The 15,204-nt window shown below is 52.6% G+C and carries 19 protein-coding genes and 1 pseudogene; 8 read left to right on the top strand and 12 right to left on the bottom strand.

Going from position 1 to position 15,204, the window contains the following annotated elements:
* Positions 1–29: 29 nt before the first annotated feature.
* The gene (locus QJT81_02100; GenBank protein ID WGZ94808.1) at positions 30–1,238 is read right to left on the bottom strand and encodes an RNA-guided endonuclease TnpB family protein; all 1,209 of its coding nucleotides are present in this window, start codon (positions 1,236–1,238) and stop codon (positions 30–32) included.
* A 158-nt stretch (positions 1,239–1,396) separates the two neighbouring features.
* The gene (locus tag QJT81_02095) at positions 1,397–1,831 is read right to left on the bottom strand and encodes a hypothetical protein (protein WGZ94807.1); all 435 of its coding nucleotides are present in this window, start codon (positions 1,829–1,831) and stop codon (positions 1,397–1,399) included.
* An 86-nt stretch (positions 1,832–1,917) separates the two neighbouring features.
* Between QJT81_02095 and QJT81_02090 the strand changes: the two genes are divergently transcribed.
* From QJT81_02090 to QJT81_02080, 3 genes are all read left to right on the top strand, one after another.
* Positions 1,918–2,271: a DUF1801 domain-containing protein gene (locus QJT81_02090; GenBank protein WGZ94806.1), complete on the top strand. Its 354-nt coding sequence runs from the start codon at positions 1,918–1,920 to the stop codon at positions 2,269–2,271.
* 90 nt (positions 2,272–2,361) lie between these two features.
* Positions 2,362–2,760 carry a VOC family protein gene (locus QJT81_02085; GenBank protein ID WGZ94805.1) on the top strand — a complete coding sequence of 133 codons (399 nt, stop codon included), beginning with the start codon at positions 2,362–2,364 and terminating at the stop codon, positions 2,758–2,760.
* Between the two features lie 9 nt (positions 2,761–2,769).
* Positions 2,770–3,459, top strand: coding sequence for a YafY family protein (locus QJT81_02080; GenBank protein ID WGZ94804.1), 690 nt, complete (start codon positions 2,770–2,772; stop codon positions 3,457–3,459).
* A gap of 1 nt (position 3,460) precedes the next feature.
* On the opposite strand, the gene QJT81_02075 is transcribed toward QJT81_02080, so the two are convergent.
* Together QJT81_02075 and QJT81_02070 are read right to left on the bottom strand one after the other, a co-directional pair.
* The gene (locus QJT81_02075; protein ID WGZ94803.1) at positions 3,461–4,090 is read right to left on the bottom strand and encodes a hypothetical protein; all 630 of its coding nucleotides are present in this window, start codon (positions 4,088–4,090) and stop codon (positions 3,461–3,463) included.
* A gap of 75 nt (positions 4,091–4,165) precedes the next feature.
* Complete coding sequence (locus tag QJT81_02070; protein WGZ94802.1) at positions 4,166–5,389, bottom strand: ATP-binding protein; 1,224 nt, start codon at positions 5,387–5,389, stop codon at positions 4,166–4,168.
* 139 nt (positions 5,390–5,528) lie between these two features.
* Between QJT81_02070 and QJT81_02065 the strand changes: the two genes are divergently transcribed.
* Entirely contained in the window at positions 5,529–7,124 is a 1,596-nt protein-coding gene (locus tag QJT81_02065; GenBank protein ID WGZ94801.1) for an AAA-like domain-containing protein, read from the top strand.
* Between the two features lie 33 nt (positions 7,125–7,157).
* On the opposite strand, the gene QJT81_02060 is transcribed toward QJT81_02065, so the two are convergent.
* Positions 7,158–7,742, bottom strand: coding sequence for an arylamine N-acetyltransferase (locus QJT81_02060; protein WGZ94800.1), 585 nt, complete (start codon positions 7,740–7,742; stop codon positions 7,158–7,160).
* A gap of 83 nt (positions 7,743–7,825) precedes the next feature.
* On the opposite strand from QJT81_02060, the gene QJT81_02055 reads away from it, so the two are divergent.
* Together QJT81_02055 and QJT81_02050 are read left to right on the top strand one after the other, a co-directional pair.
* Positions 7,826–8,098: a hypothetical protein gene (locus tag QJT81_02055; GenBank protein ID WGZ94799.1), complete on the top strand. Its 273-nt coding sequence runs from the start codon at positions 7,826–7,828 to the stop codon at positions 8,096–8,098.
* Between the two features lie 17 nt (positions 8,099–8,115).
* Positions 8,116–9,057: an ISAzo13 family transposase gene (locus QJT81_02050; protein ID WGZ94798.1), complete on the top strand. Its 942-nt coding sequence runs from the start codon at positions 8,116–8,118 to the stop codon at positions 9,055–9,057.
* Here QJT81_02050 and QJT81_02045 read toward each other — a convergent pair.
* Genes QJT81_02045 through QJT81_02025 form a run of 5 tightly spaced genes read right to left on the bottom strand, consistent with a single transcriptional unit; the run spans position 9,045 to position 11,521 of the window.
* Positions 9,045–9,248, bottom strand: coding sequence for an arylamine N-acetyltransferase (locus tag QJT81_02045; protein WGZ94797.1), 204 nt, complete (start codon positions 9,246–9,248; stop codon positions 9,045–9,047). The genes QJT81_02050 and QJT81_02045 overlap by 13 nt on opposite strands.
* A gap of 33 nt (positions 9,249–9,281) precedes the next feature.
* Positions 9,282–10,079, bottom strand: a complete 798-nt coding sequence (locus tag QJT81_02040; protein ID WGZ94796.1) for a PhzF family phenazine biosynthesis protein — start codon at positions 10,077–10,079, stop codon at positions 9,282–9,284.
* A gap of 38 nt (positions 10,080–10,117) precedes the next feature.
* Entirely contained in the window at positions 10,118–10,615 is a 498-nt protein-coding gene (locus QJT81_02035; GenBank protein ID WGZ94795.1) for a PaaI family thioesterase, read from the bottom strand.
* Entirely contained in the window at positions 10,608–11,075 is a 468-nt protein-coding gene (locus tag QJT81_02030; protein ID WGZ94794.1) for a cupin domain-containing protein, read from the bottom strand. The genes QJT81_02035 and QJT81_02030 overlap by 8 nt, the downstream gene beginning before the upstream one ends.
* Before the next feature lie 23 nt (positions 11,076–11,098).
* Positions 11,099–11,521 carry an MAPEG family protein gene (locus QJT81_02025; protein ID WGZ94793.1) on the bottom strand — a complete coding sequence of 141 codons (423 nt, stop codon included), beginning with the start codon at positions 11,519–11,521 and terminating at the stop codon, positions 11,099–11,101.
* 76 nt (positions 11,522–11,597) lie between these two features.
* Here QJT81_02025 and QJT81_02020 point away from each other — a divergent pair, with 76 nt between their 5' ends.
* Positions 11,598–12,179: a TetR/AcrR family transcriptional regulator gene (locus tag QJT81_02020; GenBank protein ID WGZ94792.1), complete on the top strand. Its 582-nt coding sequence runs from the start codon at positions 11,598–11,600 to the stop codon at positions 12,177–12,179.
* Here the strand turns inward: QJT81_02020 and ilvE are convergent, their stop codons facing one another.
* On the bottom strand, positions 12,180–13,058 hold the full coding sequence (gene ilvE / locus QJT81_02015) for a branched-chain-amino-acid transaminase (GenBank protein WGZ94791.1): 879 nt from the start codon (positions 13,056–13,058) through the stop codon (positions 12,180–12,182).
* 165 nt (positions 13,059–13,223) lie between these two features.
* Here ilvE and QJT81_02010 point away from each other — a divergent pair.
* Positions 13,224–14,271, top strand: a pseudogene (locus QJT81_02010) (IS630 family transposase).
* Between the two features lie 74 nt (positions 14,272–14,345).
* On the opposite strand, the gene QJT81_02005 reads toward QJT81_02010, so the two are convergent.
* On the bottom strand, positions 14,346–15,200 hold the full coding sequence (locus QJT81_02005; protein WGZ94790.1) for a LysR substrate-binding domain-containing protein: 855 nt from the start codon (positions 15,198–15,200) through the stop codon (positions 14,346–14,348).
* Between the last annotated feature and the right edge of the window lie 4 nt (positions 15,201–15,204).

Raw genomic sequence — 15,204 nt, 5'->3', positions numbered from 1 at the left:
ATTTCAAACCTACCCAAATCTACCTATAGCTAACTAAAAGTAGTCATGGTGTTGAATTCCTGCTTCACGGGGGCTGGTTTCGTCTTCGGCTTGCGCCCAAGACCAGAGCCTTCCCCTCCACAGGCAGACACCGTGTAACTCACGGCATATTTTTTCAAATTTTTGGCGGCATTGATGTCACGGTCATGGACTGCACGACAGTCAGGGCAAGTCCATTCACGCACCGACAGCGGTAGCTTTTCCACTTTATGCCCACAGCGAGAAGCAGAACACGTCTTGCTCGAAGCAAAAAACCGATCAGCCACCACGACCACCGCACCGCGCATTTCCGCCTTGTATTCCAGTTGCCGCCGGAACTCGAAGAATCCCATGTCACTGATGGCACGGGATAAATGACGGTTTTTCACCATGCCCGATACGTTCAAGTTTTCAATGCCGATGGTGTGAAAACGGCGGGTCAAATCCGTGGTGAGTTGGTGCAAACTGTCTTGGCGGATATTGGCGATACGTGCGTGAAGTTTTGCCAGTTTTTGTTTTGCCTTGTGGCGGTTGGCACTGCTTTTGACCTTGCGGGACAGGCTGCGCGAGAGCCGTTTTAGGCGGGAAAGCAAGGCTTTATGCGGCTTTGCCCCAACCACTTTTTCCCCCGTTGATAGGGTTGCCAGTGCAGATACACCCAAATCTACCCCCACTGTGCCTTGGTTTTCGGCAGGCAGGAGGTGGTTTGAGATGGTGTCCACGGTGATGCTGGCGAACCACTGGTCAGCGGTGCGAGAAACCGTGGCAGAGAGAATTTTACCGGAAAAGCGTAACGTTTCCCGCATCCGCACTAACCCAAGGTTGGGAATGCGGATGCGGCAACCGTCAAGGCTGAACTGGTCGTTGGTGAGGGTGAAACTGTCGCGGCTTTTGCCTTTCTTTTTGAATTGCGGGTACTTGGCTCGCCCCGCAAAGAAGTTCTTGAAAGCTGCACCGAGTTGGATAATCGCCATTTGCGGGGCGTTTTTGGTGACTTCCAGCATCCAGGGGAATTGTTCGCGTTTGATGGCGTTCAATTGGCGGCGCAAGCCCATTTGGTTGGGTTTTGGCTGGGTGTTATCGTCTTTCCATGCGGCGTATTGGGTTTGCCATTCTGCCAACGCCCAGTTGTAGGCGAACCGTGCTGTACCAGCGGCTTTCGCCAAGTACGTCGCTTGCTTATGGTTGGGGTCAAGGCGGATTTTGTGGCTGATGATCATGGCAAACAGAATGCAGCGCGGTGTGATAGTTGTCTAGTCATCCGTGCTTTTGCTGCTATCTTTTACGGATAAACGGCACTACGCTTTTATAAACCTAACCAAAATGATAAATTTTTAATAGATTTAGATAGATTTTATGGTAGCTATTTCAAACCCTATTATCCCAGCAGTTCCAGATGGAACGTTCGCCCTTGAGCAGAGGCTTCTTCTAATAGCTCAATGATTTCATCCAGTTCCTCCGCGAGCATGTCAATGTCGTCGAGGTCAAGTTTGAAGGTTTCAGGCGATTCGTTCAGGTGGGTTTGCAAAGCGCGAAAGGTTTCCAGCCCGCTATTGGTCGCACACCAGCGCATGTCGTCTAGTGGGTAAGGGCGTTTGCCTTCTTCATAAAACTCGTCGTCATCGTCTGAAAGATCAAATTCATCGTCGAATTCCCTGCTCATTTCGGTGCTGTCAACAAATTCGCTGACTGCCAGCACACCCAGCTCCAGACAAACTTTGTCCAAGGTATCCGTTAGTTTGCAGGTAGCAGACAAGTCGTTTTCTTCGCTTGCAATCTTGTCGTCGTCGCGTACATTCAGCCAGTAAGTCATGCCCATGATAGGTCACCGCTAACAGTTGGTTGTGGGATCATTGAATGGTGGCACGCAGTTTCACAAATAACAATCAGGAGATACGCATGACCGCCCAAGCCAAACTGACCAGCATTGACGCTTACCTGCTGTCGGTCACGCCCGAAGCCCGCACCATCCTTGTCAGCATCCGGGAACTGATCCAGCGCAACGTGCCCGATGCGCTGGAAACCATCAGCTACCAAATGCCCGCATTCAAGCGCAAACGCACCTTCATCTACTTTGCGGCTTTCCAGCAGCATATCGGCATCTATCCGCCCGTCAAACACGATGAAGCCTTGCTCAAGGAACTGCTGCCTTTCCGCAATGCCAAGGGCAATTTGAAATTCCCGCTCAACCAGCCGATCCCCTACGAACTCATCGGCAGGGTGGCAACAGCCCTTGCGCAAGACTACGGCTAAGCATTGAAACTCTCCTGACACAATGCTGTCAGGAGAAGGCAGTTACACTACAAAAACCAATCAACAATGACCCACCAAAGGAGAAATATCATGAAAGCGAACCCAGTCGGCTGGTTTGAAATTTACGTGCAGGATATGCCCCGCGCCGTCGCCTTCTACGAAGCCATGCTTGCCACCAAGCTGGAAAATCTGCCCATGTCTGACCCTGAAGCATGGCCTGATCTGGAAATGTGGACGTTCCCGATGTCCGATTGCGACAATCCTACCTATGGTGCAGCAGGCGCATTGGTCAAAATGGGCGGCTGCCCATCCGGTGGTAACAGCACGTTGGTGTATTTCAGTTGCGAAGATTGTGCGGTGGATGCCGCCCGCGCCGCAGCCAATGGTGGCAGCATTTTCAAAGAAAAAATGCCTATCGGCGAACACGGTTTCATTGCACTGGTGTTTGATACCGAAGGCAATATGATCGGCCTGCATTCGATGGCGTAAGACTACCTTATGCGCCGTGCCGACCGTTTGTTCCAGCTTGTGCAAATCCTGCGTAACAAGCGGTTGGTGACGGCGCGTGAACTTGCTGAGCGTTTGGAAGTTTCCGAACGCACCATTTACCGCGACATTCAGGATTTGAGCCTGTCGGGCGTGCCGGTGGAAGGCGAAGCGGGTGTGGGTTATCACCTGCGTTATTCGCTCGACATTCCGCCGCTGATGTTTACCGCCGCCGAAATCGAAGCCCTTGTCGTCGGGGCGCGAATGTTGAAAGCGTGGGGCGGCAGCGAATTGGGTAGCAGTGCGCAATCCGTCCTCGACAAGATTCATGCGGTGATTCCCGCCGAATTGCATCGCCATCTGGAAGAAAGCCGCCTGTTCGCGATGCGTTTCGGGGTGCGCGAAGATCTCGAAACCACCCTCGACACTTGTCGCCATGCGATTGCACAACGTCGTTACCTGCGGCTCGATTACCAACGCGCTGACCACGAATCCAGTCAGCGCGAAGTCAAACCGCTGGGGCTGTTTTTCTGGGGTAATGTGTGGACGCTGACAGCGTGGTGCGAATTGCGTAACGATTTCCGTACCTTCCGTCTTGACCGCATCGGCGGGTTGGACACGCTGGAACGCAGCTTTGAGGAATTGCCGGGGCAAACCTTGGGTGATTTCGTCAAACTGATGCAGCAGTCAGAGTGCTATTAACCTAAATCGTCCAAGAACCGTGAGCCAGACCGACTAATGTCCACTGATTGCCGCCACCTGCATCTTTCAAGATTACCATCAGGCTCGTCCAGTCCATGCTGTTGTAGGCTGGGTTAGTGCCGGGCTGGTGGTATTCGACGATGCGGTATTGCGCCACTGGGTAGCTTGCCAGCAGGTTATTGATCAGGTTGCCTTGCGACAGGAAATCGCTGTTGGTGTTGATCAACGTGACCGTGGCACTGCTATGGTAGGGGAAATCCCATACGTAGCGCCCGAAATAATCGCGGATGTGCAGCACAATCGGGTCGCCAGAACCATCCTGAGTCCCCCAGTTGCGGGTCGGCGGATTTTGCAGGATGAAATCGCTTTCAAACGCCGTTGCCGTCAAGATTTGGTCGCTGGCTTCCGTCCGGTAATACGGCGAAAAGCGCACTCCCGCCGGATCAAACAGGTCGGTGAAGGGTTGTAACCCACCCGTGCCATTTTGCAGGCCATTGATCGCTTGCACCACGGTATTCGCGGCCTGCAAAGCTGTGCCATTGATGACTTGCGGAGTGGGCGTGATGGAACCGGTGCCGGAACAGGCGCTGAGGAAGCTGGTGAGCAGCAAAGCCAAGAGTATGCGTAACATGCGATGTCTCCTGTGATGCGTGGGGTGGAAATCCACCCCTTGCACTCAACTATAGCATTACCTAAACCCAATTCGTTACACATACCGAAACGGCACATTGATCAGCTTTTCGCTCACCAAGCCCAGTCGATCATTATTGCTGACGACAATCCCGTAAGGGCATTGGTATTCCTCGATGAAACTGTGGATGCCTTTCAGGTCACGTAGCGACACGGTTTGCTTGTACTTGATTTCTATCGGTAATAAACCAAATTCGCCTTCCAGCACCAAATCCACCTCCGCCCCGGCGCTGGTGCGGTAATGGTAGTAATCAAACAGGATGCCCTGCGCATTCAGCCCCCGGATCAGGTTTTCAATCACCATCGTTTCCCACGAATGCCCCATTTGCGGATGTGCCAGCAAGTCGTTCTGGGTATACAGGTGCAGGAAGTGGTGCAACAAGCCCGAATCCCGCAAATAGCCCTTGGGGTGTTTGACGATGCGCTTGGCAGCGTTCTTTTCATACGGCGGAATATGCCGCCAGATGAATGTACCGTGTGCGATCCTGAAATATTCGCGCGCGGTCGGCGGTGAGATACCCAATGTCCGCGCTACGTCGGAATAATTGATGATCGTCCCCGACAATTGCGCCAGCATTTGCAGGAATAACTGATACTTTTCACGTTGCAAACTGGGGAACAGGCGCAAAATATCGCGTTCCAGATAGGTTTTGACGTAGTTTTGCATCCACAACTTGTGGAAACGCGCATTGTTTTTCAGCCAGGGTTCGGGATAGCCCCCGCGCAACCAATAATCATGGTGCTGTTGCAAATCGGTGTTGCTGGGTTGCAAACTGGCAAAATCCGTCAGCAAACGCCGCGACTGGATCAGTTCATACAAGCCGGAGGGTGGTTGTGCAAATGCCTCGCTCATCATTAGCGGCGCAACTTCTACCATTGCCACGCGCCCCGCCAGACTTTCTGAAATGGAATGCAGCAATTCCGGTGAACTTGAACCTGTGATGAAGAAACGCCCATTGCTGTTGCGATCAGCATCAATGGCCACCCGCAAAGCGGGGAACACGGCTGGCAATAATTGTGCTTCATCCAATGCCACCTGTTTGGGGTTCAGGCGCAAAAACAGGTCGGGGTCACGCGCCACTAGGTCGTAATCGCTGGCAGTTTCCAAATCGTAGCGTTGCCATGGTGGTGGCAGGTCACGCAAAGCGGTGGTCTTGCCCGATTGCCTTACTCCTGTGATCGCCACGCACGGAAACAGGGTCAGCAGCTCGTTGATGAATGCAGTAAAGTGTCTTTCCATACCTTGTAATTTAAAATGTTGTCTTTCATATTACAAGGTAAATGACATATAAGTGACTAATCGACACAAGCTAACGACAAACGGAACACCCAACCCAGCGTGCTATAATGCCCCTATCCCTTATCACCAGACCACCGCTATGCAGAAACATTTCAACACCGCAGGCCCTGTTCACGCCAAGCAACATTACTGCATCGACCCAGTATCACGGGTGGATTGGGAAGAAATCCAATACCTGATCGGCGCGGGAAAATTCTTCGTGCTGCACGCGCCACGCCAAACGGGTAAAACCAGCACGTTGTTTGCGCTTGCCGACAAGCTCAATCAAGCGGGGGATTACACCGCGCTCTACATCAATGTCGAAGCCGCGCAAGCTGCCCGCAATGATGTGGAACAGGGAATGCGCACCATCGCCAGCCGTGTAGTGGAAGGCGCACAATACCGCCTTCATGACTTACGCTTACAAGATTGGCTGGAAGACGCATGGCGCACAGGTGAAACATCTGTCCTGCAAACCCTGCTCACTCGCTGGGCAGCCGAATCCAGCAAACCCATCGTGCTCATGATTGATGAAGTCGATGCGTTGGTCGGCGACACGCTCATTTCTTTGCTGCGTCAATTGCGCGAAGGCTATATCGGGCGGCCTGATGTCCCCTTCCCGCAAAGTGTGATCCTCTGCGGGGTGCGCGATGTACGCGATTACCGCATCACGCAAGGGAATCAGGAGGTGATCACAGGTGGAAGTGCCTTCAATATCAAATCCGAATCCTTGCGCATGGGTAGTTTCACGCTGACTGAAGTGCAAACGCTCTATGCCCAACACACCCAAGCCACGGGGCAGGTATTCGACGCAACTATTTTCCCTGAACTTTGGGAAGACACTCGTGGGCAACCCTGGCTAGTGAATGCCCTCGGTCACGAAATGACATGGAAATACAAACCTGCCCGCGACCGTACCCAACCGATTACGCTGGAACAATACCGTGCGGCTCGTGAACGCCTGATTTATTCCCGCGCTACCCACCTCGACCAGTTGGCGGATAAGCTCAAAGAAGCGCGTGTGCATTCCGTCATCAGTGCGTTGCTGGCAGGCAAAACCACGGATGACACCCTGCCGCAAGACGATGTGCAATACGTCGCCGACTTGGGGTTAATCGAATCACGCCCGCAATTGCGCATTGCCAACCGCATTTATCAAGAAGTGATCCCGCGAGAATTGACATGGACGAAGCAAATCACCATCGCCTACGAACAAGCGTGGTATCTGACCCCGCAACGTCATCTCGACATGCCCAAGCTGTTGGAAGCCTTCCAGCAATTTTTCCGCGAAAATGCCGATGCGTGGATTGAACGCTTTGACTACAAAGAAGCAGGGCCGCAATTGCTGCTGCAAGCCTTCCTGCAACGCATTATCAACGGCGGCGGGCGCATCAACCGCGAATACGGGCTGGGCAGAAAGCGCACCGACCTGTACATCGAATGGCCTGTCAATGAGGAACATGGCTTTTACGGCGAAGTGCAACGCATCGTGCTGGAACTCAAAATCCTCTACAAATCCCGCGAAACCACGGTGGCAGAAGGCATCCAACAAACCGCAGGCTATGCCGACCAATGCGGTGCAGCGGAAGCGCATTTGATCATTTTCGACCGCCGCCCCGACGTGGTGTGGGATGACAAGGTTTGGCAGGAGACGGCTACCACCAACGGGCGCACGATCGGTGTGTGGGGAATGTAGCCGGAATCCAGCATCATCGAATGTGCCACGCGGTCAGTGTTTGATACCGAAATGTTCCGCCAATACCGCCGCTTGTTCGTGTAGGGCAAGGGTGCATTGCGTGGTCACACCTTCCTTCACCTGCTTGAAACTGTCGCCAAACAGGATGTTGCGCCCGCTGACCGTGAAGCGCACCACCAGCGGTTTCTGGGTAAACACCGCGTCAGGATGGGTAGAGTTCAACCAGTTAGCCGGAGCAAAATCAATCCACTCGACTGGGCAGCGGTTAAATCCGTATTGCTTCACCCATGCGTCATCCACTTGCGCTTTGAGGACAATATCGCCACCTTCCTCACTCAGCATGAAAGTGTCGCAACCTTGTGAGATGGGCGTTTCCAGCACATCCAGCCGCAGCGGTGCGCGGATGCCGTAACTGCCAAAACCTAAATCACACAGCCATTCCGTACCGTCCAACGTGACCAGCAAGGCCATGTGGGTACGCGGGCGTTTCATGGGGTAAAACATCGGGTGGGCGGCAACGAATTGGTAAGGGATTTGCAGCGATTGCAGTGCCATTGCAAACAGTCCGTTGACTTCGTAGCAGTAGCCGCCGCGCTGCTTGCCAACGATTTTCGCCACGATGTCATCGGGGTTAAGGAACTGTCCCGAAATAACCTCCCTCTTTTCTGCTAACAGCGAAAGGGGGAAGATAGCCCCTTGTAATGCCAATCAACACCGAGGATGAGCCAATGGATGTTTACCCATCAGCCATAGAAAAACAAATGCAGCGGTTCTACCAATCGCTCAATGAGCGTGACCGCCGCCGCTACGCCGCCGTGGAAGCCGTCCGGCTTGGGCACGGGGGGCAGGACTACATTTCCCGGTTATTGGACTGTGACCCCAAAACCATCCGCCACGGGTTGACGGAGTTGGAATCGGAAGATGGCTTGCCCACCGTAAGGCAGCGAAAAAAAGGGGCGGGCGCAAACGGCTGAACGCTACGCACCTGCAATTGGATGACCATTTTCGCCAAGTTTTAAAGGATCATACGGCAGGCGACCCCATGCGGGAGGCGGTAAAATGGACGAACCTGTCACGTCGGCAGATTGCCCGGCGGATGCAGGCATTGGGGACATCGGCTGGGAAAAACGTGGTGTCGCGCCTATTACGGGAGCACGGCTACCGCCGCCGCAAGCCCCAGAAGAAACGCACCATGGGGCAACACGCTGACCGTAATGCCCAGTTTGAAAAGATTGCCCAACTCAAACAAACCTACCTGCAAGCAGGCAAACCCGTGATCAGCATTGACACCAAAAAGAAGGAACTGCTGGGCAACTTTTACCGTGAAGGGGTAACGGATGCCGTCGAACCCACGGAGGTCAATGACCATGACTTCCCCAGCTATGGCAATGGTCAGGTGATCCCCCACGGCATCTACGACCTTGCCCGCAACGAAGCGGCACTGCACCTGAACACCAGCCACGACACCACCGAGTTTGCCTGCGAAAGCCTTGGCTTATGGTGGCGTGAGCAAGGGAAACCCAACTACCCCGAAGCTGACGAGCTGTTGGTCTTATGTGACGGTGGTGGCAGCAACAGTTCCTCTGCGTACCTGTTCAAGCAAGACTTGCAGGCATTGGCGGACAGCCTGAACCTGACAATACGCATCGCCCACTACCCGCCCTATTGCTCCAAATACAACCCGATTGAACACCGACTGTTCCCCCATGTGACCCGTGCCTGCCGGGGTGTGCCGTTGGAAACGGTCGAAACCGCCAAACACTACATGGCAAAAACGGAAACCACCACTGGCTTGAAGGTCGCTGTCCGCATCATCAGTAAAGTTTTTGAAACCGGGCGCAAGTATACCCAAGCGTTCAAGGATAACATGACCATCCAGTTCGATGACTTCCTGCCAAAATGGAACTACTCCGCTGTCCCTCAGTCCCCCTGATTTCGGGAAGTTATTTCGGGACAGTTCCTAAGGGAAATGGGTTTGCCTGCCAACACGTCCAGATTTTCAAACGGTACACTGCGCAACTGGTGCTGCATCAGGGCTTGTACGGTGGCAAGGTCGGCACGCAATTCGCCCGTGTAGCCGATGCGCTGGCAGTAAGCGGTGAGGTTAAATATTGCTGATTCCATGCTTCTTTCCTTCCAATATTTGGTTTTTTAAACTCAAACCCATAATGTTCCGCTGAATACCGTCACGGCTGAACCCGCCAGCAATACCCGTTCACCCAACCATTCGACCAATACTTCACCACCACGGGCGGATGCTTGATACGCTTGCAGGCTGTTTTTACCCAAACGCTCCGCCCAAAAAGGGGCAAGCGTGCAATGCGCCGAGCCTGTTACTGGGTCTTCGTCAATGCCAGCAGCAGGGGCAAAAAAGCGTGACACGAAATCGTATTCCGTGCCGTGCGCCGCAGCCGTCACTATGATGCCCCGTGTGACTTGGCAGGCTTTGAGGGCGGCAAAATCCACTTGTATCCGCCGTACTTCGGCTTCACTCTCCAGCAGCACCAAATAATCGACATGGTTGGAAAATACCGCTGCGTCAGTCACGTCCAAGGCTGCCAACAGCCCGGTGGGTGCTGATGCTGTTGTCGCCGGTGTCGCGGGAAAATCCAGCACAATCCGCTTGCCGACGAGTTGCGCCGTCAGAACACCGCTGCGGGTATAAAAACGGGCGGTTGCGTCGCTGACTAACCAGCCTTCCTGCCAAAGAATGTGCGCAGTAGCCAGCGTGGCATGTCCACACAAATCGACTTCGACCGTCGGGGTAAACCAGCGCAAGCCGAAACCATCCGCCTCGCGCCAGACGAACGCGGTTTCGCTCAGGTTCATTTCTGCCCCAACTGCTTGCATCCAACGTGCATCGGCGGCCTTATCCAACAGGCACACCGCTGCCGGATTGCCGGAAAAGGGTTGACTGGTGAAGGCATCGACTTGAAATAAAGGTATGGTTTTCACGATTTTCTCCCTCTGTCTATTCAATTGCATTTTCTGCTCTATCTTTGAGCTGCTGCGGAACCCCTTAAGGTCATTACTGTGCCAGCAGCCAAAGCAACCAACTTGCCATCCTCATTGGTAATCTCACATTGATAATGTGTAATAGTTTTTCCATGCTGAATTTGTCGGGCTGTTGCGGTTAGAAGTGTTTTCCAAACTGGGCGAAAAAAACTAATTCTGAGGTCAATACTGGTAAAACTTTCACCTTTTTCTATGGCGGTAGAATGTGCTGTGCCAATAGTTGCATCAGCCAGTTCACTTAATAAACCACCATGTACGGTACGTTGCTGATTGCCATGAATGGCGGCATCTGCATTCATTTCCAGTCGGGCGTAGCCTTTATCAATAGCACTGATTCTGAAACCCAGCAGTTGTGAGATGGCTGTTGGGTACTGCATGGCGGTGGTGGCATTGTCGGGCAGAGTGCCCTCAAGTTGCCGTTGCAGGAATTCCAACGTGGACAGTTGTGGATTAAAAGATTGTTCCTGATTATTCATAGGGCGTACCATCCTTGCGGGTGAATTGCCATTGTCCATCAACTTGCACAGCCTGAAGATCATCGTCCGGGTAGTTGGCTGAATCGCCTGCCATCCGATCGCCGATTTCGAGATAGACGACATCCTCATCGGTCTCATTACTCAGATTGCAGGCATTGCCCGTGCCAGCCGGAAAACCTGCACACATACCCGGTTCGAGTCGGCTCGCACCGTCGTTGGCATGCAGTGTCGGGCAACCTTGCAGCACATAAATAAACTCATCCTGTTTCGTGTGCGAATGACGTAAAGCAGAAACTGCACCAGGGGCAAGCCTAGTTAGATTCACCCCGAAATTATGCAGCCCGAAAAAATCTCCAAGCTGGTGTTTTTCCCGCCCGACCATACGCGCTGCGAACGGTTCAGGGTAAACGGAAGGCGTGGTGCGAGGCGGAATGTCTGCTGCACGGATAGCTGTTTTCATGGCATATTCCATTTTTCATAACCTCATGAATTTGTCAGTAAATGCGCCAATAACCACCCCCACAGCGTCACCAAGACGGCGAAACCCACCAAAAAAACATCCCGCCGCCAGCGTAAACGGTTAGATGACAGATGAATCACCGTATGCACTACCCGCGTTACCACGAATGCCCACGCCAAGCCGATCATGGGCAAATCCGCCCCTTGCGTGACATACGCCAACAGCAGCACAACGTAAAACAATACGGGCATTTCAAACTGGTTGTCGTAATGCTGGGTTGCCTGCACCAGATAGTCCGGCAACTTCGCACCGTGGTTCAGCTTGAAATAGAGTGGTGTCAAACCCGCCTTCACCGCCTTAATGCGGCAATGTAATAACCACACTGCCACGACAAACGTCAGTAATGCCATCACAAATGCGGGGTATAAAATCGCTATCGGTTGCATGATTCTCTCCTTGGTATTTGCTGATGAGTCTACTAGGCCATAAAATATGTTCAACGACATATTCAGGAAAAATACCATGCCATACCCCAGTACACACAAACCGCAAAGCCGCGAAAAAATTCTGCACAGTGCCGCTAAACTGTTTTCACACCAAGGTTTTGACAATGTTTCCATTGATAATGTCATGGCGGATGCAGGGCTGACGCGGGGCGCGTTTTACAGCCATTTTCCCGACAAAAGCACCCTCTATGCGGAAGCCATTACCTATGCCGCCAAAAACCGTTTTGCCAAATATACCCGTGGGTTAGACCCGCAGGGGCGGTTGGCTGTTTTGTTGAGTAGCTACCTCAGCCGTGAACATGTTGAGCGAGACACTAACCCTTGCCCACTGGCGTTTTTGGCAACCGATGTCAGCCACCGTGATCCGCTGGTGCGCAACATTTACACCCGTGTTTATCAAGGCATGGTCAAATGGCTGGATAAATTATCCAGCAACTCACCGATGCGGGAGCAATGCTTGGCAGCAACCGCACTGATGATTGGTGGTGTTGCCATTGCAAGGGCATTAGATGACAGCGAAACCGTGGATGAGTTGTTAGCCGCCTGCCTCCAGCAAAGCTTGCTGCTATTGGAAGGCAGTGCAGACACTAACGGATAATCAGGCGGAAATAGACAACTCCCTTTCAATCAAAGCTGCAAACGCCGCCGTTAGTTGCTGGTAAATCGCCCCCGGACACGCTGCGATCTTGCGCCCGTCGATTTCGCGTACCGGAATCAGTTTCGCGCCTGTGCCGGTGAGGAAACATTCATCGGCGTTGTAGAGATCGTAGGGTGTGAGGATTGCCTCACGCGCAGGGATGCCGTTGGCGACCGCTAGTTCCAGCACGGTTTGGCGGGTAATGCCTGCCAATGCGCCTTCGGTCGCGGGTGGGGTCAGCAACACGCCATCGCTGACGATGAACAGGTTGTCTGCCGTACCTTCTGCCACACAACCACGATCATTGAGCAGAATCGCTTCTTCCACCCCGGCGTAGTTGGCTTCCATCCGCGCCAGAATCGCGTTGAGATAGTTGAGGCTTTTGATGCGCGAATCCAGCCGATCGGGTGTCAAACGGCGCGTCGAAGCGATGACTGCCCGTACCCCTTGCGCCCGTTGCGCATCACTCACCATCTGCAACTGGTCGGCAATGATGATGACACTCGGCTGTTGGCAAGTGGTGGGATTGATACCCAGCACGCCAACCCCGCGTGTGACAATAATCCGCAAATAGCCGTCGCTCAGCGGCGAAGCGGCAATGAGTTGCGCCACCGCTTGCGTCAATTCATCGCCTGACAGTGGAATTGCCAGTTGTAACGCCTGCGCTGAACGCTGCAAACGCTTCAGGTGCAAGGGCAAGCGGAATGCCTTGCCATTGTAGAAACGCACGCCTTCAAACACGCCATCGCCATACAGAAAACCATGGTCAAAAACCGAAATTTTTGCTTCTGAGGCGGGCATAATGCTGCCGTCTATCCAGCAGCGGGCTTGGTCAAACATGGCTGATCCCCGAATCCTTGTTGTTACGGAATAGCCAGTGTAGGGTTTCCAGAAAAAGCATTACAGATACAGATTTTCTTTATACCAGTCCGTGCCATAAAATAGTTTTTTTGATCAGGGAAATATGGTTAGATGACTGGTAACAAAAGCAGCCATGAGTAATGTATGACATTAAAAATCACTTTCACTGAGGATGAGATAGCGGAGCTGTTCTACTGGAAGGAGCGCCATCCTCATCCCAGAGTCCGTAAGAAAATGTCCGTGCTGTACCTGAAATCCCAACAGTTGACGCATAAGGAAATCAAACGATTGGAAAGGATTACAGAAGCCACGCTGCTTGCCTACCTAAACGCCTACCTACAACCTAACGGTTTAGAAGCTCTTAAAGAAATACGATTCAATAAACCACAGAGTGATTTGATGGCATATAAAGACAAGATTGAAGCCTATTTTCGTGAATATCCCCCCGCAACCAGCAAGGCGGCAGCCGCTAAGATTGAGGAGCTGACAGGCATCAAACGCAGTGAGGACAGGGTACGTGTCTTTATGAAGAAAATAGGGATGGACATCCATAAAGTGGGGATGATACCCGCCAAAGCTGATGTGGAAGCACAAGAAAAGTTCCTGGAAAATGAACTAAAACCGCGCATTCAGGAGGCTAAGGAGGGCAAACGCGCCCTTTTTTGTCGATGCCGCCCACTTCGTGTTAGCACCGTTTCTGGGGTTTTTGTGGTCATTTTCCCGCGTATTCATCAAAGCCCCCTGTGGTCGACAACGCTACAACGTATTGGGCGCACTCAATGCGATAACGCTACAACTCATCACGATCACTAACGACTCCTATATCAACGCTAACAGCGTGTGTGAATTATTGGAAAAAATTGCAGCGTTAGCACTCAAAATACCGATCACTTTGGTCTTGGATAATGCCAAGTATCAACGCTGTGAAGCCGTGTTTGCCTGTGCGAAAAGGCTCAATATTGAACTATTATTTTTACCGACCTATTCACCCAACCTCAATCTGATTGAACGGTTGTGGAAGTTCGTCAAGAAAAAATGCTTGTACTCGAAATACTATGATAAGTTTCCCGCTTTCAAGGCGGCCATCACCAACTGTCTCGACAAGCTGGATACCGATCACAAGAAAGAACTGACCCAGTTGATGACAACAAATTTTCAAACCTTTAAAAATGTTCAGGTCTTGACGCTGTAAGGTATAATTAAGCGACACAGTTTTTGCAGGTATGAGCATTGTATTGCGGAAATTCCAGAATATGGTGATGGAACTCACGCGGCTTGTAATCCAGTCTTTTGCAAAGCCTCTGCCAGCCATTCACTGGCTTCGCTCAAGGTACGATTGCGCAACACTACGCTAATGGTGGGCAATTCAGGAACACTTGGTGGTGGAGCAAGGATTGCCAATCCGGCAGAAACAGCGCAATCGGCACGCACCGTTACTGCCAGCCCTGCCCGTACCGCTGCCATCAATGCCGCCAAGCTGTTGGTGCTATAAACAATCTGCCAGGGTATGCCTGCCTGATCCAAAGCATGGGTGGCGGCTTGCCGAAACTCGCAAGCCCCCTGATACCCCGCCAGCCGCAGGGGATGCAGACCAGACCATTCACTCCCCGCCTTGCCGATCCAGACCATCGCGGCAGTTCCAATCACCTTGCCCGCCAGCGGTTCACGCTCCAGGGTCAGAATGAGATCGTAATCGCCACTGTCATAGCGCTGGATCAACTCATTACCATATCCTGTTTCCACCACCAGATTGACGTGCGGGTAAGCGCGGGAGAATTGCGCCAATAATTCCGGGAGTACACCTTCGCTTAAGCTATGGCTAACACCCAGACGGATTTCGGCGGCAAGGCTGTTTTTTGCGAGTGCAAACAAGGCTTCATCCTGTAATGCCAGCCAACGTTTGGCATAGCCGAGGAACTGTTCCCCGGCAGGTGTCAATAACCGTCGCCTTCCCGAAGTGGCAAACAGGTTGGTATCAAGCTCTGTTTCCAGCTTACGGATTTGCTGGCTAACGGTGGATTGTGTTTTATACAAGTGCTGCGCTGCACGGATAAAACCACCGGACTCGACTACGGTAACAAAGGTTTGCAGTAGCTCCGTACTGACATTGGCCTGCTTCATAGCG

This window comes from Candidatus Thiothrix putei (assembly GCA_029972225.1).
In the GTDB taxonomy this organism is placed as follows: Bacteria; Pseudomonadota; Gammaproteobacteria; order Thiotrichales; family Thiotrichaceae; genus Thiothrix; species Thiothrix putei.
The sequence above is the reverse complement of the archived record's forward strand: the minus strand, read 5'-3'. Positions and strand labels throughout refer to the sequence as shown.